At 70.0% G+C, this 17,788-nt stretch carries 14 protein-coding genes; 4 read left to right on the forward strand and 10 right to left on the reverse strand.

The annotated features are described in order from the left end of the window. The first annotated feature begins 54 nt into the window (after positions 1 to 54). A complete protein-coding gene (locus AB7878_RS04500; RefSeq protein WP_369493203.1) occupies positions 55 to 549 on the forward strand; it encodes an AmiS/UreI family transporter in 495 nt (164 codons plus the stop codon). Next, positions 550 to 1,674, forward strand: a complete 1,125-nt coding sequence (locus tag AB7878_RS04505; RefSeq protein WP_369493204.1) for an SLC13 family permease — start codon at positions 550 to 552, stop codon at positions 1,672 to 1,674. It begins immediately after the preceding gene. Between the two features lie 56 nt (positions 1,675 to 1,730). Here the strand turns inward: AB7878_RS04505 and AB7878_RS04510 are convergent, their stop codons facing one another. The 6 genes from AB7878_RS04510 to AB7878_RS04535 all read right to left on the reverse strand — a co-directional run bounded on the left by AB7878_RS04510 (position 1,731) and on the right by AB7878_RS04535 (position 6,620). Further along, positions 1,731 to 2,504 carry a DUF4097 family beta strand repeat-containing protein gene (locus AB7878_RS04510; RefSeq protein WP_369493205.1) on the reverse strand — a complete coding sequence of 258 codons (774 nt, stop codon included), beginning with the start codon at positions 2,502 to 2,504 and terminating at the stop codon, positions 1,731 to 1,733. A gap of 202 nt (positions 2,505 to 2,706) precedes the next feature. Further along, positions 2,707 to 3,513 (reverse strand): nucleoside triphosphate pyrophosphohydrolase, encoded by an 807-nt coding sequence (gene mazG, locus AB7878_RS04515; protein ID WP_369493206.1) that lies wholly within the window; start codon positions 3,511 to 3,513, stop codon positions 2,707 to 2,709. Between the two features lie 133 nt (positions 3,514 to 3,646). Further along, positions 3,647 to 4,468, reverse strand: a complete 822-nt coding sequence (cysQ, locus tag AB7878_RS04520) for a 3'(2'),5'-bisphosphate nucleotidase CysQ (protein ID WP_369493207.1) — start codon at positions 4,466 to 4,468, stop codon at positions 3,647 to 3,649. Continuing rightward, complete coding sequence (nudE, locus tag AB7878_RS04525) at positions 4,465 to 5,022, reverse strand: ADP compounds hydrolase NudE (protein ID WP_369493208.1); 558 nt, start codon at positions 5,020 to 5,022, stop codon at positions 4,465 to 4,467. The genes cysQ and nudE overlap by 4 nt, the downstream gene beginning before the upstream one ends. A 30-nt stretch (positions 5,023 to 5,052) precedes the next feature. After that, positions 5,053 to 5,829, reverse strand: coding sequence for an inositol monophosphatase family protein (locus AB7878_RS04530; RefSeq protein ID WP_369493209.1), 777 nt, complete (start codon positions 5,827 to 5,829; stop codon positions 5,053 to 5,055). Then, positions 5,826 to 6,620, reverse strand: a complete 795-nt coding sequence (locus tag AB7878_RS04535; protein ID WP_369493210.1) for a type II secretion system protein N — start codon at positions 6,618 to 6,620, stop codon at positions 5,826 to 5,828. The genes AB7878_RS04530 and AB7878_RS04535 overlap by 4 nt, the downstream gene beginning before the upstream one ends. Positions 6,621 to 6,677: 57 nt before the next feature. On the opposite strand from AB7878_RS04535, the gene AB7878_RS04540 reads away from it, so the two are divergent. Then, positions 6,678 to 8,057, forward strand: coding sequence for an adenosylmethionine--8-amino-7-oxononanoate transaminase (locus tag AB7878_RS04540; RefSeq protein WP_369493211.1), 1,380 nt, complete (start codon positions 6,678 to 6,680; stop codon positions 8,055 to 8,057). A gap of 27 nt (positions 8,058 to 8,084) precedes the next feature. On the opposite strand, the gene AB7878_RS04545 is transcribed toward AB7878_RS04540, so the two are convergent. Beyond that, on the reverse strand, positions 8,085 to 8,576 hold the full coding sequence (locus AB7878_RS04545; protein WP_369493212.1) for a hypothetical protein: 492 nt from the start codon (positions 8,574 to 8,576) through the stop codon (positions 8,085 to 8,087). On the opposite strand from AB7878_RS04545, the gene AB7878_RS04550 reads away from it, so the two are divergent. Continuing rightward, positions 8,556 to 9,293, forward strand: a complete 738-nt coding sequence (locus tag AB7878_RS04550; RefSeq protein ID WP_369493213.1) for a 16S rRNA (uracil(1498)-N(3))-methyltransferase — start codon at positions 8,556 to 8,558, stop codon at positions 9,291 to 9,293. The genes AB7878_RS04545 and AB7878_RS04550 overlap by 21 nt on opposite strands. Before the next feature lie 158 nt (positions 9,294 to 9,451). Here the strand turns inward: AB7878_RS04550 and AB7878_RS04555 are convergent, their stop codons facing one another. The 3 genes from AB7878_RS04555 to AB7878_RS04565 are packed head-to-tail and all read right to left on the reverse strand — an operon-like array spanning position 9,452 to position 17,452. Further along, complete coding sequence (locus AB7878_RS04555) at positions 9,452 to 9,961, reverse strand: chemotaxis protein CheW (RefSeq protein ID WP_369493214.1); 510 nt, start codon at positions 9,959 to 9,961, stop codon at positions 9,452 to 9,454. Then, positions 9,958 to 11,523, reverse strand: a complete 1,566-nt coding sequence (locus AB7878_RS04560; RefSeq protein ID WP_369493215.1) for a chemotaxis protein CheB — start codon at positions 11,521 to 11,523, stop codon at positions 9,958 to 9,960. The genes AB7878_RS04555 and AB7878_RS04560 overlap by 4 nt, the downstream gene beginning before the upstream one ends. Then, complete coding sequence (locus AB7878_RS04565) at positions 11,516 to 17,452, reverse strand: Hpt domain-containing protein (protein ID WP_369493216.1); 5,937 nt, start codon at positions 17,450 to 17,452, stop codon at positions 11,516 to 11,518. Before AB7878_RS04565 ends, AB7878_RS04560 begins: the two co-directional genes overlap by 8 nt. Positions 17,453 to 17,788 lie beyond the last annotated feature (336 nt).

A 17,788-nucleotide genomic window follows, 5' to 3' on the forward strand; every position in this document is an offset into this window, starting at 1 on the left:
CCGCCGCGCCTCACGCATGCGAGACTGGCGGCTCCTTCGCTGCCAGGACCCGCCATGCTCGGTGTCGTGCTGCTGTTCGTCGGTTTCGTGCTGGTCATCAACGGACTCACCCTCGCCGGCCGCATCGAGGCGCGCGAGGCGGCCGTGTTCAACCTGCTGGTGGGCCTGCTCTCGGCATTGGCCGGGGTGCTGGGCGCCAGCCGCGCCGAGACACCCGCGGACTTCCTCGCGGTAGGCTCGGGCCTGCTGTTCGCGTTCACCTACCTCTACGTGGCGGCGGTGAACTGGTTTGGGCTGCGTGGCACTGGCCTGGGCTGGTACTGCCTGTTCGTGGCGATCACCGCGCTGCCGGTGGGCTGGGACGCCTGGACACACGGCGATGCACGCATGGCCGCGATCTGGCTGGTCTGGTCCAGCCTGTGGCTGCTGTTCTTCGTCGATGGCTGCACCGGCGTGGCGGTGAAGCGCTTCCTCGCGCCGTACACGGTGCTGGTGGGCATCGTCACTTGCTGGGTGCCTGGCTTGCTCATGATGCTCGGACGCTGGTAGGTGGCGGCAGCGTCCATCGGTTGGCGGCAGCGCCTGCGGCAGGAATGGCTGCTGCTGGCGTTCGCGCTGCTGGTCGTGGCGCTGGCGCTGCTCGACCCGCAGCCGCTGGCGGACTACCGCCGCTGGTTGCAGATCCCCACCCTGGCCGGCCTGCTCGGCCTGCTGGTGGCGATCCAGGGCATCCGCGACAGCGGGCTGGTGCAGCATGCGGCGGGCGCGCTGGTGGCGCGCGTGCACACGCTGCGCGGGCTGGGCCTGCTGCTGGTGGCAAGCACCGCGCTGCTGTCGACGGTGCTGACCAACGACGTGAGCCTGTTCCTGATCGTGCCGCTGACGCTGGCGATCGGTGGCATCTGCAACCTGCCGGTGGCGCGCATGGCGGTGCTGGAGGCGCTGGCGGTGAACGCGGGCAGCACGTTGAGCCCGATCGGCAATCCGCAGAACCTGTTGCTGTGGCAACACGCGCAACTGCCGTTCCTGCGCTTTGCGTTGGCGATGCTGCCCGCGGCGGCAGTGATGTTCGCGCTGGTGGCGCTGCTCACGCTGGCATGGCTGCCGAAGGGTCGGGTGCTGCTTGAGTCCGCACAGGTGGACGGGCACGCGGTTTCCGCGCCGCTGGCCACGGGCTCGATCGCGGCGCTGGTGGCGATGGTGCTGGCGATGGAATACGGTCATGCGCTGATCGGCGCGCTGGCACTGACGCTGGCGTTCGCGCTGCTCGCGCGGCGCAGCCTGGCGCGCATCGACTGGCTGCTGCTCGCCACCTTTGCGGCGATCTTCCTCGGCCTCGGGCATTTCGCCGAGTTGCCGCTGGTGGGCCGCGGCCTGGACCGGCTTGCGCTCGACCGACCGTTGACGTTGTACGCCGCCGGCATCGTGGCCTCGCAGCTGATCAGCAACGTGCCGGCCACCGTGCTGCTGCTGGATCGCGCGCACGATGCGATCGCGCTGGCAGTGGCGGTGAACGTGGGGGGCTTCGGGTTGGCGATCGGTTCGCTGGCGAACCTGATCGCGCTGCGCTTGGCGAAGCAACCGCAGGGCTTGCGGTTGTTCCACCGCGTGTCGGTGCCGTTCCTGCTGGTGTGCGCGCCGCTGGTGTATCTGGCGTGGCGATGGTTTGGGTAGGAGCACCCTCTCCCCCAACCCCTCTCCCGCAAGCGGGGGAGGGGAGCAAAGCAGGATCAATCGTCGTCGCGCGGCACGCTGACCTTGCCCTTCACGCCGCTGTGGCTGACGTCGCCGCTGCCCTTGGCGCCGAGGCTGAGGTCGCCGCCCACGTCGTGCGCGCCGAGGTCGCCCGAGCCCAGCGTGTCCACGTGCACGCTGCCGCCGACGTTGCGCAGGGTGACGTCGCCGGAGCCGACGCTGCCGACCTTCGCATCGCCCTTGATGCCGCTCGCCTTCAGGTCGCCCGAGCCCACCGAACCGGCCTGCAGGCTGCCGACGTCGCTGGCGTCGACGTCGCCGGAACCCACGCTGGTGCTGAAGGCGCCGCTGATGTTGCTGACATGCAGGTCGCCCGAACCCACCATGGTGCGCAGCTGCTGCACGTCGGCCACGGTGGCGTCGCCGGAGCCCACGCGCACCGTCACCGGCAGTTCCGGCGGCAATTGCACGTTCGCTTCCAGATTCGTGTAGGAGCTGCCGAACAGATGGAACGAGAACGTGTCCTGCCCACCCAGTTCGATGATGAGCTGGTCGCCCTCGCGGCGCTGGGTGATCTGCAGCTTGTCCAGCAACGACTGGTCGGAGGCGCAGGCGCGGCCGTTCACCACCAGTTGCCTCGCGCCGGGCGCGCCGTTCACGTGCAGGTCGTAGCTGTTGACGTCGATCTGCACGCCGCGCACGCCGGCGAGGTCGAGCTGCAGGTTGCGCGGCGCCTGGTACTTGCATTGGTCGGCGGCGTAGACGGAGAGCGGGGCGAGCAGCAGCAGGGCAAGGGCGGCACGGCGCATGGCGGAACTCCTGGTCTGGGTGTCGACTGGTTCTGATGCAACCCGCGGGCAAAAGGTTGCACGCCGTCATCCCGGCGAAGGTCGGAGGCGCTTCACGATAACGGAGCTGGTCATCCAGTGGCGGCGTGGCTCGGATGAGCTTGACCGTCACTGGATCCCGGCCTTCGCCGGGATGACAAGCAAAAGCAGAGTCTTGTGTCCGTTACCGCTCGTCTTGCTTGGCGCGCTGCCACAGCTGTTCCTGCGCTAGCAGGTCGTGCGCAGCGAGGCTGCCGCCCGCGTCGGCGGCCAACTGCTCCATGCGACGGAAGCGCCGCTCGAACTTCGCGTTGGCGTGGCGCAGCGCGCGCGAGAAATCCACGCCGGCGTGGCGGGCGAGGTTGGCCACCACGAACAACACGTCGCCGATTTCGTCCTCCAGCCGCGCCGGATCGGCGCCGGCGTCGAACTCGGCGCGCACCTCGTCGATTTCCTCGGCCAGCTTGTCCAGCACCGGGCGATGGTCGGGCCAGTCGAAGCCCACGGTGGCGGCGCGCTGCTGCAGTTTGGCGGCACGCTTCCACTCCGGCAGGCCGTGCGAGATGCCGGCCAGGGCGCTGGCGTCGTGCGCCTCGCCCCTGGCGACGCGCTCGGCGGCCTTGAGTTCGTCCCATGCCTGCTTCTGCGCGTCGAGGTTTTCATACTGCACGTCGCCGAACACGTGCGGGTGGCGGCGGATCATCTTCGCGCTGATCGCCTGCGCCACGTCGGCGAAGTCGAAGCGGCCCTGCTCGGCCGCCATCTGCGCATGGAACACCACCTGCAACAGCAGGTCGCCCAGCTCGTCGCGCAGGTCGTCGAAGTCGCCGCGGTCGATCGCGTCGGCCACTTCGTAGGCTTCCTCGATGGTGTAGGGCGCGATGCTGGCGAAGTCCTGCTGCACGTCCCAGGGGCAACCTCGCTCGGGGTCGCGCAGGCGCGCCATGATCGCGAGCAACTCGTCAAGGCTGTGCGGATAGACATCGCTCATGCAGGACCTCGAATGACCGTCTTTTTGTCCGTCATTCCCGCGAAAGCGGGAATCCAAGTGGCTGTCATGCAAGATCAAGATGGATTCCCGCTTTCGCGGGAATGACGCCATAGGAAGTGTCCCGAAGGTCCGCTCACGGCAGGCCGGCGTCGCGCAGCTTGGCGGGCCAGTCCAGGCCGGCGTCGCCCACGGCGATGAATTCGGGATTGAGCAGCGATTCGCCACGGTCATAGCGCAGCGGCCGGCCATGCAGGTCGAGCACCGCGCCGCCGGCTTCCTCCAGCACGCATTGCGCGGCGGCGGTATCCCATTCGCTGGTGGGGCCGCGGCGCAGGTAGACGTCCGCGCCGCCGCGTGCGAGCAGGCAGAACTTCAGCGAGGAACCCAGCGGCTGGAGCACGTGGTCCCCGCCGACCAGGCGGCGCAGCGTGTCCTCCTGCGCGCCGCCGTGCGAGCGGCTGCCGGCGACGATCGCCGGCTGCGCCAGCGCGCGGCTGCCGATGCGCTCCCAGTCGCCGTGCGCTTCCGCCTGCCACCACGCACCGATGCCGCGCGCGGCGGCGTACAGATCGCCGGTGACCGGCGCCAGCACCACGCCCAGCACGGGCCGGTGGTCCTCGATCAGCGCGATGTTGACGGTGAACTCGCCGTTGCGCTTGACGAACTCGCGGGTACCGTCCAACGGATCGACCAGCCAGTGCCGCGCCCACGATTTGCGCTGCTCCCACGACGCCTGCTTCGCTTCTTCGGAAACCAGCGGCAGCGCGGGTTCGATGCGCGCCAGGCCTTCGGCAATCACCTGCTGCGCGGCAAGGTCGGCGGCGGTGAGCGGGGAGCGGTCGTCCTTCAACTCGACGTCGAAGTCGCGGGCGTAGACCTCCAGGATCGCCTCGCCCGCGCGGCGCGCCAGCGCTCCGATCTGCCACAGCAGGGGATGTTCGAATGGCGCGCTCATGACAGTTGCATCCGGCCGGCGAGGTATTCGCGCGCCATGAACAGCGCGGCGATCGAACGGCCCTCGGTGACGTCGTCGCGCGCCACCAGGGTGTGCAGCTCGGCGAGCTTCCACGGCACCACTTCCAGTTCCTCGGGCTCGTCGCCGGGCAGGCGCTCGGGATACAGCTCCTGCGCCAGCACCACGTGCGCCATGTGGGTCATGTACGAGGGCGACAGCGAGAGGTTGTGCAGGATCTTCAGCTTGCGCGCGCCATAGCCGACCTCCTCCTTCAGCTCGCGGTTCGCGCCCTGCTCGGCGGTCTCGTCCTGGTCCAGCCGGCCCTTGGGCAGGCCCAGCTCGTAGCGGTCCAGGCCCACACCGTATTCGCGCACCAGCAGCACGGTTTCCGCGTCCAGCATCGGCACGATGATCACCGCGCCGAGGCCGCCGGGTTTCATGCGTTCGTAGGTTCGGCGCTCGCCGTTGGAGAATTCCAGATCGACCTGCTCGGCGCGCAGGAAGCGGCTGTGCTCGATGTCGCGCGTGGCGTGGATGATGGGCGGCTTGGGCATCGGACGATTGTAGCGCGTGGCGTCCGCGGCTCAGCGGCGCAGGCGCCGCAGCGCCTCGGCATGGATCGCCGGCGTGCCGGCCAGCACGCTGCGCATGTCCAGCGTGGGCGTCTGGCCGTCCAGATCGGTGAACACGCCGCCGGCCTCGCGCACGATCACCGCCAGTGCGGCGATGTCGAGGATGTTCACGTCCGATTCGATCACCAGGTCCACGCAACCGCGTGCCAGCAGGTGGTAGTGGCAGAAGTCGCCGTAGCCGCGGATGCGGTTGGAGTCGCGGATCATCGCGCCCAGCGCGCCCCAGCGCGCATCGCCGGTGAGCGTCTTGACGTTGCCGGTGGAGATCGACGCCTGCGCGAAATCGGCGGTATCGGCCACGCGCACGCGCTCGCCCTCGAACCACGCACCGTCGCCTTGGCTCGCCCACATCGTCTCGCCGTAGACCGGCGCGCTGGACACCCCCAGCACCAGCTCGCCGCGATCCATCAACGCGATCTGGGTGGAAAAGAACGGCGTGCGCCGCACGAAGCTCTTGGTGCCGTCCAGCGGATCGACCAGCCACAGCAAGCCGTCGCGTCCACCATCCAGTCCATATTCCTCGCCGTAGATCGATGCCTCGGGCAAGGCCGCCGCGAGGATCCTGCGGATCGCCTGCTCGGCCTCGCGGTCGGCCACCGTGACCGGCGTGGCGTCGCCCTTGATCTCCACCGCCACGCCGCGCTTCCAGTAATGCAGGATCACCTCGGCGGCGGCGGCGGCGGCTTCGCGGGCGGCGGCCAGGGCGGTCGCGGCGAGTTCGGGTTTCATCGTGCGGTGTTCCCTAAGGTGGATGCGGCCAATCCGCCGCGGTGTTCGACGTGTACCGTGCCGTCGGCACCGGGCCTGCCCAGCGCAGCGAGCCAGTGCCTCAAGATCGGATCATCGTGCCGCGCTTGCAGCTCGGCCGTGAGGCGCCAGCCCAGCGGGCTCAGTTGCAACTCGCCGGTGGTGCGCAGCGGGCCTTGGCCGTCGTCCTGCCATTGTGCATGGATCACGCCGTTCTGCGCGTCGAGTTGGCCATCCCAATCGCCCAGCACCACTTCACCGCCCGGTGTGCGCAGCGCAGCGTGTCGCCAGTGCAGCACGGCCTGCAACTGCATCGGCCAGCCGCCCTGCAGCAGCGCATGTTCCGCGTTCAAGTCGAGCTCGCCCTGCGGCTGGCCCAACGGCAGGCGCAGGCGTGGGTCGGTCAGTGCGGCGAGATTCACCCGGGCCTGCACGCCACTCCAGACGACCTGGGCCGCCGACAATTTCCGCAGCTGGCCGTGGAAGTCGAACTGCGGACCGTCGAAGTCGAGCTGAACCTCGACCCGCCCGAGCAGGGCGCGATGTGACAGCTGCCACTGCAGCCGGCCCAGGTCCCGGCCGTCCGGTGCCAGCACCTGCTCCGCGCGACCATTCCACACGCTGCCGTCCACTTGCTGCAGGCGCAGGCCGTGCAACGACGGTTGCAGCAGCGGCAACGCCCAGCGCGCGGGCAGCCACCACAGCAGGACCGTGGCGGCCAGCAACAGCACGGCCACGGCCGCCAGGGTTTTCTTCAGGGTTTTCAAACGCATTTTCCGGACGGGTCCCGCGCGCTTGAGTGCTCGTCTACTCGGAACGATCATACCCGGATGACGAAACTCATCGACCGCAATGCCGCGCTCGCCGCGCGGGACCTCAAGCATATCTGGCATCCCTGCACCCAGATGCGCGACCACGAGACGATCCCGCTCGTACCGATCGTGCGCGGCGAAGGCGCGTGGCTCTACGACGCCGAAGGACGACGCTACCTCGACGGCATCAGTTCGTGGTGGACCAATCTGTTCGGCCACGCGAACCCACGCATCGCCGCCGCGCTGGCGGAGCAGGCAAGGACGCTGGAGCACGTGATCTTCGCCGGCTTCACCCACCCGCCGGCGATCGAACTGGCCGAGGAACTGGTGCGCATCACGCCGCCGGGACTGGACAAGGTGTTCTTCGCCGACAACGGTTCGGCGGCGGTCGAGGTGGCGCTGAAGATGAGCTTCCACTACTGGCTGAACAAGAGCGGGCTCAACCAGGGCCACGGCGGGAAGACCCGTTTCATCGCGCTCACCGGCAGCTACCACGGCGAGACCTTGGGCGCGCTGTCGGTGAGCGACGTGGCGCTGTACCGCAAGACCTATGCGCCGTTGCTGCTGACGCCCATCCTCGCACCCTCGCCCGACGCCTACGAAGGCGAACCGGGCGAATCGCCGGCGCAGGTCGCCGCGCGCCGGCTGGTCGAACTGCGCGCGCTGCTGGAGCGCCACGCCCACGAGACCTGCGCGGTGATCGTGGAGCCGCTGGTGCAATGCGCGGGCGGCATGCGCATGTACCACCCGGATTACCTCGCCGGCCTGCGCCGGCTGTGCGACGAATACGCGGTGCACTTCATCGCCGACGAGATTGCGGTGGGCTTCGGCCGCACCGGCACGCTGTTCGCCTGCGAGCAGGCCAATGTGTCACCGGACTTCATGTGCCTCTCGAAAGGCCTCACCGGCGGCACCCTGCCACTGTCGGCGGTGCTCACCACGAATGCGATGTACGAGGCCTTCTACGCCGAATACAACACTGGCAAGGCCTTCCTGCATTCGCACAGCTACACCGGCAATCCGCTGGCCTGCAGCGCGGCGCTGGCCACGCTGGCGATTTTCCGCGACGAGCCGGTGCTGGAACGCAACCGTGCGCTGGCCGCCCACCTCGCGCGGCGGCTGGAGCCGCTGCGCGAGCATCCGCACGTGGCCGAGGTGCGCCAGACCGGCATGATCGCCGCGGTGGAGCTGGTGGCCGACAAGGCCACGCGCCGCCCCTTCCCTGCCGAGGATCGCCGCGGCCTGCGCGTCTACCTGCACGGCCTGCAGCACGAAGCCTTGCTGCGCCCGCTGGGCAACGTGGTCTATTTCATGCCGCCCTACGTGACGAGCGAGGCGGAACTCGACCACCTGGTGGCGGTGGCGACGGCGGGCGTCGCGCGCGCCGTGGCGGACTGAACCGCCAAGGCGCTTCGACGGCGGCGATCAGTGGATCGCCGGATCCAGCATGCGCAGGGCGTCGGCGGTATTCGGCTGGCCGGTGCTGCGCAGTTCCTTCGCGCTGTAGCTGCGCCCGAACGCACCCTGCAGGCACTGGCCCTTCTTCGGGGGGATCAGGCTGCCGGTGTCGCGGAGGCAGTTGCGGTCGCCCGGCTTGATCAGCGGATGCTGCTGCAGCGTGGATGGTGTGGCCGCGGCCGTCGACACGGCATGCGGTGCGAGCGACGCGGACGGTGCCGTTTGCGCCGCCGCGGCTGCCCCGAGGCCGAGACCGAGCAGCGCCGACAACGAAAGGATGGTGGTCTTGAGCATGGCGGTTGCCTCCTGCCGCTCCGTGACCTGCTCATCCTGTACCCGCCTCCGGCGGCAGGCAAGCGCCGCCGTCCTTGCGGCGCGCCGGCGTTCAGCCTGCGCATCGGCTCGATTATGCTTGCGCTTTGTCGCGAAGCCATCCGCATGCGCACGATCCGCATCCATGTCGACCTGCCGCTCGCCACCGGCGCGGAAGTCGCCTTGCCGGCACAGGCCGGCGAGCACGTGGCCCGGGTGCTGCGTCTCGCGCCAGGCGATCCGCTGACCTTGTTCAACGGCGACGGCGCCGACTACGCCGCCACGATCCGCAGCGTCGACAAGCGCGAGGTGCGGGTGCAGCTGCTGGAGCGGCAGGCCGTGGCGCGCGAATCCCCGCTGCGACTGACCCTGGCGCAAGGCGTGGCGCGCGGCGAGAAGATGGACTTGATCGTGCAGAAGGCCACCGAGCTGGGCGTGGCGCGCATCGTGCCCCTGCTCACCGAACGCTCGGAGGTGAAGCTCGATCCCGCCCGCGCGGAGAAGCGCCTGGCGCACTGGCGCGCGGTGGCGGCCAGTGCCTGCGAGCAATGCGGCCGCGCCAGCCTGCCCGAGATCCTCCCTGCGCAGGCGTTGCCGGCCTGGCTGGCGACACTGGCCGACGAAGGCGGGCTGCGGCTGGCCCTGCTGCCCGAGGCGGAATCGTCGGCGCGGGAACTGCGCCCGGGCGATGCCGGCGCCTTGCTCGCGGTGGGGCCGGAAGGCGGCCTGGGCGAACGCGACATCGCCCTGCTGCATGAGGCCGGTTTCCACGGCCTGCGGCTGGGCCCGCGCATCCTGCGCACCGAGACCGCCGGGCTCGCGGCACTGGCCGCGTTGCAGGCGCTGCACGGGGATCTCGCGTAGGAACGCACCCTGTGCGCGAAAGCATGAAGTGAGTGAAGAGGAGTGAGAAGTGAGAGAAGAGCAGGGCACGCACCGCCGCGCATGCTTTCTCTATCTACTCACTCCTCTTCACTCACTCCTGCCCGTTGCACACGAGGTGCGCCACGAAAGAGGTGAAGTCACGCCGCGCCGTCCAGCGTCGCCGGTTCGTCCGGCCCGTCCAGCCCCAGCAACTGCACCAGCTCGGCCTCGATGCCTTCGAGGTCGGGGATCACCGCCACGTCGTCGCGCACCAGCACCTGGGCGCGTACGCCCGGCGGCAGCGCGTTGCCGTCGTGGGTGGGAATGATCAGCTCGGCGTTCAACGTGGTCAGGCGCGGAAAGCCCTGGGTGAGCACGGCGACGAAGGGCAGTTTCGGATGGCCGCCCAGCGCCTTCAGCACGGCCACGCGCACGGTCAGCTCGGCGTCGCCCTCGCCCGCGCCAGCGAGTCGGGCGAACGAGACCAGCGGCACGCGCCAGCCGCGCCAAGTGATGCGCCCGACCAGCCAGTCGGGCGCGCCTTCCACCGTTTCGTGGGCGGGCTGGGTGATCACCTCGGCCACGGTGGTATTGGGCAGCAGCAGGCGCAGGCTGCCAGCCGGCACCAGTACGCAGCGGATTTCGCGGGGCAGCAATGTGTCGCTCATGGATAGACCTCGATCAGGTGCGCCGCCAGTTCGTGCAGCGTTCCGGAATAGCTCACCAGCCGTTCGGCGAAGATGCCGCTGACCATGTCGGCGTAATGCTCGCCGTCGGCCGACTCCACCCAGACCTGGCCGCCGCGGTCGTGGATCGCCTGCGCACCGGCCACCGCATCGGTGGAGTTGCCGGCGAACACGATGCCCAGCGCGTCACACCCGAACACGTTCGCCGCCATGGTGAAGCTGGCGTCGATCGACGACTCCTGCGCGCCGTCATGGTTGCGCAGCTCGACGCTGCCATCGCGGCGCAGCTGCACCTGGCCCTCGGCCGGCACCAGCAGCACTTCGCCGCTGCGCGCGCGGCTGCCGTGCGCGGCCAACCGCACCGGCAGGCTGGAATGGGTGGTCAGCAGCTGCAGCACGGCGGCAACCGGCTGGCCGCCGAAATGCTGGGTCAGCAGGATGGTGTGCCGCGCGGAGGCAGGCAGGGTCGCCAGGAAATCGCATACCGCATCCAGGCCATCGGTGGCGGCCCCCAGCAGCACCACGCGACCGGGCACGCTGCCGAGTTCGTCCAGCAGCATTTCGTTCGGCTCCCACGCCTGCGGCGCCACCGCCTCTTCCATCGACACCAGTTCCAGGCTCATCGTCGGCTGGAACTCCGCGGCCGCCGGTTCGACGTCCGGCGCGAGGAAATCGGCGGCGCTCATCTTCTCGATGCCGAAATCCCCGGTGTCCGCAGGCACAGGATCGGCGTGCCCGGCGGCATCGTCGTCGACCAGCGCCCAGCTTGCCGGGGCGGCTGGTGCCTTCGCCGCCACCACCGGCGCCGCGGCCTCGACCGGCACCTCGGGCAGCTCGTCGTCCAGGGACATGGCGTAGCTGAAATCGCCGTCGTGCAGCGGCAGTTCCTGACGTGGCGCGGACGGCGCGGCGTCCTCGTCCGGCAACGGTTCGTCGGCGGCGAGCAAGGCGGCCAGTTCGGCCTCCAGATCTTCCGATGCGGCGCGGCTCTGTGCCTCGTGTGCGTCATCGTGCAACGGCGACTCGACCAGCTCCGGCCGGTCCGGCACGGCCGCTTCCGGCATGGCCGCTGCGTGGCTGGCCGATTCGAACCCGGGCACGGGCTCAGGCTCGACCGACTGCGTCGCGAGCGGAGCGACGGCCGCCGCGGCAACCGCCACCGGTGCCGTCTCCAGCGCCAGTGCATCCGGTGGCCGCGGCGGGTCCACGTCGCCGCTGGCCAGTACCTTGACCGCCAGGTGGCGGGCCCAGCGCGCACGGTCCCAGCCGCTCAGCGCACGGCTGGCGCGGGCGTCGTTGAATACCAGGCTCGGCCGCTCGCCATCGATCATCTCGACCAGGCGATCGAAGGCCGCGTCGTCCTCTTCGTCGAGGTTCACCACCAGCACGTCGGGATCGAGCTGCCTCAGCAAGGCGGCATCGAAACCCGCGACGGTGCCCTCATGCACGATCCGCACACCGTGTTCCTGCAGTACCTGGTGCAGGTGGCCACCCAGCTCGGCATCGTCGAACAGCAGCGCCACCGCGGGCCGCGCTTCAAGCATGGTGCGGCTCCCGTGCAAGCAGTGCCATGGCGTGCTGCTCCAGCACCTCGCCGATCTGCGTCAGCAGTTCGGCTTCCTGGTACGGCTTGCCGAGGTAACGGTCCACGCCGATGTCGAACGCGCGCTGGCGATGCTTCTCGCCGGTACGCGAGGTGATCATGATGATCGGTATGTCACGCAGGCGCGGGTCGGCCTTCATGTGGGTGGCCAGCTCGTAGCCGTCCATGCGCGGCATCTCGATGTCCAGCAGCATCAGGTCGGGCACGCGCTCGTGCAGTTTCTCCAGCGCGTCGACGCCGTCCTTCGCGGTGCCCACCTCGTATTCGTGGCGCTCCAGCACGCGGCCGGTGACCTTGCGCATGGTGATCGAATCGTCCACCACCATCACCAGCGGACGCGTGCGCAGCTCCTCGATGGTCGGCAGTTCGACCGCGTTGAGGCCTTCGGCCAGGCGCTGCTCGCGCCGCACGACGCCGTGGCGGACCAGCGGCGCCAGATCGAGAATCACCAGCACCGAGCCGTCGCCCATGATGGTGGCGCCCAGCACGCCGGGCACCGAACTCACCTGCGGGCCGACCGACTTCACCACGATCTCGCGCGAGCCCAGCACCGCGTCGATGCGGATCGCCGCGCGCAGGTCGCCGGCGCGGGTGAGCAGCAACGGCGGTTGCTCGCCCTCCGGCACCGCGCCGGGCGGCAGGCCCAGCAGCTCGGCCAGGTCGTGGATGCCGTACTGCTCGCCGTTGTAGCCGAACGCCGGTTCGTGCTCGGCCAGCTTGGCAGCCAGCTCGTCGGGGCCGATCCGCGCCACACCCTGCACCGAGGTCATCGGGATCGCGAAGGTGCTCTCGCCGATGCGCACCAGGATCGCCTGGGTCACCGCGAGGGTGAACGGCAGGCGCAGCACGAAGGTGGTGCCCTGCCCCGGTTGCGACTCGATGGCGAGCGAACCGCCCAGCTGCTTGATCTCGTTCGCCACCACGTCCATGCCCACGCCGCGGCCGGCGAGCTGGGTGATCGTGCTGGCGGTGGAGAAGCCCGGCTGGGTGATCAGCGCGAGCAGCTGGTCGTCGCTGAGGCGCGCGTCGGCGCGGATCAGGCCGCGCTCCACGCCGCGCTTGCGCACGGCCTCGCGGTCGAGGCCGCGGCCGTCGTCGCTGACGCGCACCACCACCTCGGTGGCCTCGCGCGCCACGCGGATGCGCACCGCGCCCTCGGCCGGCTTGCCCGCCTTGCGGCGCTGGGCCGGCGATTCGATGCCATGCGCCACGGCGTTGCGCAGCATGTGCTCGAACGGCGCCTTGATGCGGTCGAGCAGGTTGCGGTCCATTTCGCCGTGGGCGCCGTCCACGTACAGCTGGGCGCTCTTGCCTTCCTCCTGCGCGGCCTGGCGCAGGGTGCGGCGCAGGTTCGGCACCATGGTGTCGAACGGCAGCATGCGCGTGCGCAGCAGGCCTTCCTGCAGCTCGGTGCTGACGCGCGACTGTTGCACCAGCAGGTTCTCGGCCTGGCGGGTCAGCTCGTCCAGCATGCCCTGGATCGACACCAGGTCGGATACCGACTCGGCCAGCGCACGCGAGTACTGCTGCAGCTGCGAGAAGCGGTCGAGCTCGAGCGGATCGAACACGGTGGCGCTGCCGGCCTCGCGGTGCTCGCGCTGGAAGCGCGCGATGATCTGCGCCTCGGTCTCGATTTCCAGCATGCGCAGCTGGCTGCGCAGGCGCTGCACGGTCTGGTCCAGCTCGACCAGGTTGAAGCGGTAGCCGGACACCTGCTGTTCCAGGCGCGAGCGATAGATCGCCACCTCGCCGGCATGGTTCACCAGGTTGTCGAGCAGTTCGGCGCGGACGCGGATCTGCTCCTGCGCGGAAGGCGCGTCGACGCCCGCTTCCGCGGGCAGCAATTCGGGCAGCGGCATGGCCGGCTGCGCCGGCGGCGCCACCCGGGCGGCCAGCGCCGCGTCGTCGGCGAACTGCTGCTCGCCGGCCAGCGCCAGCAGATGGTCGATCGTGGACTGCGGATAAGTCGGCGCCTGCCCCTGCGACACCTGCTGCACCATGGTGTGCAACTGGTCGAAACTGGTCTCCAGCACGCCGATCAGCGGGATCGCCTGGGCGGCATCGGCCACCGGCTTCTCCAGCAGCGTCTCGATGGCGTGGGCCAGGTCGCCCACCGGCATCAGGCCGGCGATGCGCGCACCGCCCTTGAGCGTGTGCAGGTCGCGCTGCAGTTCGGGCAGATGTCCGGCCGCGGCCGGCTCCGCATGCCACTGCGCCAGCACACCGTCGGCGTGGTCGAGGATCTCGCGCGCCTCCTCGACGAAGACTTCGAGCAGGTCGGCGTCGATCGGCAAGCCCGTGTCGGCGGCCGCCACGGCGGCGACGGGTGCCGCACGATCGACTGCGGCGGCGTGAGCGGCCTCGGCCTCGCGTTCCGCATCCAGCCGGGCCTGTTCCGCGGCACGTTGTTCCGCCGCGGCCTTTTCCGCCGCCGCGCGCATCTGCGCCTCGGCCGCTTCGCGGGCGGCGCGCTCCTGCGCCAGTCGCGCCTGCTCGGCACGCTCCTGTTCGAGGCGTTCCTGTTCGACCTTCGCCTGTGCCGCCTGCTCGGCGGCGGCGCGTTCGGCCGCTTCCTGTTCGGCGGCGGCGGCGCGGGCACGCTGCTCGGCTTCGGCGCGTTCGGCTTCGGCATGCTCGGCCGCGAGGCGCTCGGCGTCGGCACGCTCGGCGGCTTCGCGTTCGGTCTGGCTCGGCGCCTGCGGTTCGAAGGCGCCGAGCGCAGCCATCAGCTCGCTGGCGTAGTCGTCGTGCGCGCCATCCTCCGGCAGCGGCGCCGGTGCCGCGTGCTCCGCAGCGGCAGGCGTCTCTGGCTCGTCCGTGGCGTCGGCGAGTGCCGCGAAATCGACTGGCGACGGCGCCGCCTCCGCGTGGATTTCGGCGCCCACATGCGCCACCTGCGACTCCGGATAGCGGTCGCGCAACTCGACCAGTTGGGTGGTGAGCAGGTCGACGTTCGGCAGCTGCGGCGTGGCCACGTCGAACTGGGCCATCACGTGGTCGACCACGTCGGCCGAGCGGTCGAGCAGGCGCACGCCCTCCACCGGCAGCGCCTGTCCGACGCCGCGCACGCGCTTGAGCAGGCTCTCCAGCGGTGAGAGCAGCTGGGTGAGCAGCGGAATCTCGACCATCGCGATCGCGCCATGCAGAGTATGCACGGCGCGCAGCAGGTCCTCGCCCACCGGCAATTCGCCGCTGCTGCGTTGGATCGCGGTGCGGATGGCCTGCAGGTATTGCGCGACCTCGCTGCGCAGGATCTCCAGCAACACCGGGTCGACCGAGGGCAGCGGCGAGATCGCCAGCGACACCGGCGGCTCGGCCGGTTCCGGGGCCGGGATGCTGTGCGTGTCGGTGAGACCGGCGGCCGGAATCGCCGCAGCGGCGGCGTCGAGGCGCGGCACCCGGCGGCGCACGGTGCGGCGCACGGTTTCCATCGCGGTCGGCGCATGGTCCTCGATCCGTGCGGACGCGTCGCCGCCGGCGAGCCGGCTGGCGGTCTGCTGGATCGCCTCGACCGGCGCATGCGGCGCGCCTTCGCCCTTCAGCGAGGCCAGCAGCTGCGGCAGCGCATCGATGGCGCGGCGCACCAGCGCCTGCACGCCTGCGTGCGGCTCGATCGTGTGATCGAGCACGCGGTTGAGCATGTCCTCCACCCGCCAGGCGAATTCGCCCAGCGCGGGGATGCCGACCAGCCGGCCGGAGCCCTTGAGCGTGTGGAAGGAGCGGCGGATCGGGGTCAGCTCGTCGAACCGCGCGGGATCGGCCAGCCAGCTGCCTTCGGCGCTGCGCAGGTTGTCGATCTCCTCCTGCATCTCTTCCAGGAAGATCTCGCGGATGTCGTCGTCGATGCCTTCGGCCTGGTGGTCGAAACGGAACGCGCCGGCCTGCGCGGCGTTCGCCGGCACCTGCTCCTCGATCTCTTCCTCGATCTCGATCCAGTCGGCGTCGTCGCCAGCCATCGGGGGTGCGGTGGCTTCGGTCTGCGCATAGCGCAAACCCTCGACATCATGCGCCGGCGCCTCGCGCGGCACTTCCGGCGCGACGAACAGCTGGCTGGCATCGCTGCCGGGATACAGGCTCACCGACTCGGACAAGGTGTCCTCGCCGCGGCCCTGCGCCTCGGCCGCCGGCGCGTCGACCTCCACGGCCGACAGCGGCCGCTCGGCCGGCAGCGGCCAGTAGCCGAGCTGGCCGAGGCTGTGCTCGGCCACGTCGATGATGTGCGCTAGGCCACCGCGATGCTCGCGCGCCGCCTCCAGGTAGTACTCCAGCGCGGCCAGCGCGTCGGCCAGGTGATCCATCTGCGTGCTGCTGGGCACGCGGCGGTCGGCCAGCAATTCGTTGTGGATGAAGCGGCCGATGCCCTCGGCCAACTCGGCCGGACGCTCGGCGGACAGCATGCGCGCGGCGCCGGCGACCTCGCTCATCTGGGCCGGTGCGGCGGCCAGTCCGGCGTGCTCCCAGCCGGATTCGACGAAGGCGACGATCGCCTCCTTCACCTTTTCGGTGTTGCGGATCGCCTCCTGCATCACCGTGCTGAGGATGCCCTGCGCCTCGCTGCGCGGCAGCCCCGGCGCGACGGTGCCGTCGTGCGGCTCCTCACCCGCGCCCAGGCTCTCGATGTGGTCGTCCAGCGAGGCTTCCACGTACAGCAGCGCGCCGGCCACGTCGAGCAGGATGTCCTCGTCGACGGGGCGCAGCTTGTTGACGATCTCGTCGAGCACGCGCCGCTGTTCCTCGATCACCCGGCGCGGCACCGACAGCGCCAGCATGCCCAGGGTGTCGCCCACGCGGCCGAGCAGTTCGCACTGCGGCTCCAGCGAGGCCGCATCGGCGCCGGGCTGGCGCTGGAACAGGTCGAGCGCTTCCTTCACGCGCAGCAGGTCGTCCTTCAGCGCCTTGGCCACCGAATCGAGCAGGGCGCGGTTGTGCCCCGCCATCGAGCCGCGGGCATGTTCCAGTTCTTCGGCATCGGGCAGCAGGTTGTCCAGCGCATACGTGCGGCGCAGCAGCTCCATGTGCGGGCTGTGCTGGCGCGACTGCGCCACGATGTAGAGCAGGCGGTTGCACAGCTCGTCGGCCTCGCCGCCGCGCAGGCCGTCCTCGCCCTGCTCGATCAGCTGGCGGATGTGCCGGTCGGCCTTGCCGATCAGCTGGCGCAGTTCGGCCACATGCGCCGCGAGCATGCCGCGCTCGAGTCCTTCCACCACGCCGGCGGCGATCCACCACAGGCGCCGGCCATGTACGTGGAAGCAGCGCGCGGCGATCGCCAGCAGCGCCTTGCGCATGCCGGCCAGCGGCTGCGCCTGCGACTGGCCGCGGAACCAGGCAAGCATGTGCTGCTGGAACTGCAGGCGCAGCTCGACCAGCTCGCCGCGGCGTGCCTCGGCCTGCGCCTCGCTCATCGCGGCGGGCGCCTGGGTGGGCAGGAAGGCGTCGAGGTTGGGGCGGAACAGCGCCGATTCGGGCAGGGCCTCCTGGCCACGGCTGGCGCGCAGGTCGTTCAACAGCGGCAGCAGCACCACCGGCACGTCGCGGTGGCCGCCGGCGAGGCGTTCCAGGTAGTCGGGCAGCTGCATCATGCCGCGCATCAGCGCGGTATAGGCTTCCTCGCGCTGCGCGACATGCCCTTCCAGCAGCGCGATCGCCAGCGCTTCCATTTCCGACGCCACCATCGCTGGGCCGGGCAACTCGACCATCCGCAGCGTGCCCTGCACCTGGTGCAGGCCGCTCGCGCAGGCGCGCATGGCTTCGTCGCTGGCCGGGTTGTCGACGTAGGATTCCAGCGCTTCGCGAGCATCCGCCAGCGTCTGTTCCAGCTCGGGACGAACCCACTGCAGTGTGGTGAAATCGATGTGGTCTTGAAGTCTCATGCACTTCCCTCAGCGGTTGCGCGGCACGGGGCCGCGCCACCATCGAGACTGCCCCAGTCAGTAAGAGCCTGTTTATGATCTCCAAGCACCCCGCGCCGAGAACTGTTTGCGCGCAGGCCAAGGAAGAACGAGGAAGTGGACGTCCGTCCACGACCGAGTGATGACGCAGGAATGCGGGCAAACAGACTCGGCCCTGCGGGTTGCCATCGAGTGGCCGTCAGGTGGTGGCGCGCGGCTTGACCTGACCGCCAGTCAGGCGCTGCGCCACGCGCCACCACCTGACGGCCACTCGATGACAACGCGGGGCGCTTGGAGATCATAAACAGGCTCTGTCCC

Origin of the sequence: Rhodanobacter humi (assembly GCF_041107455.1) — a bacterium.
Classification (GTDB): Bacteria; Pseudomonadota; Gammaproteobacteria; order Xanthomonadales; family Rhodanobacteraceae; genus Rhodanobacter_A.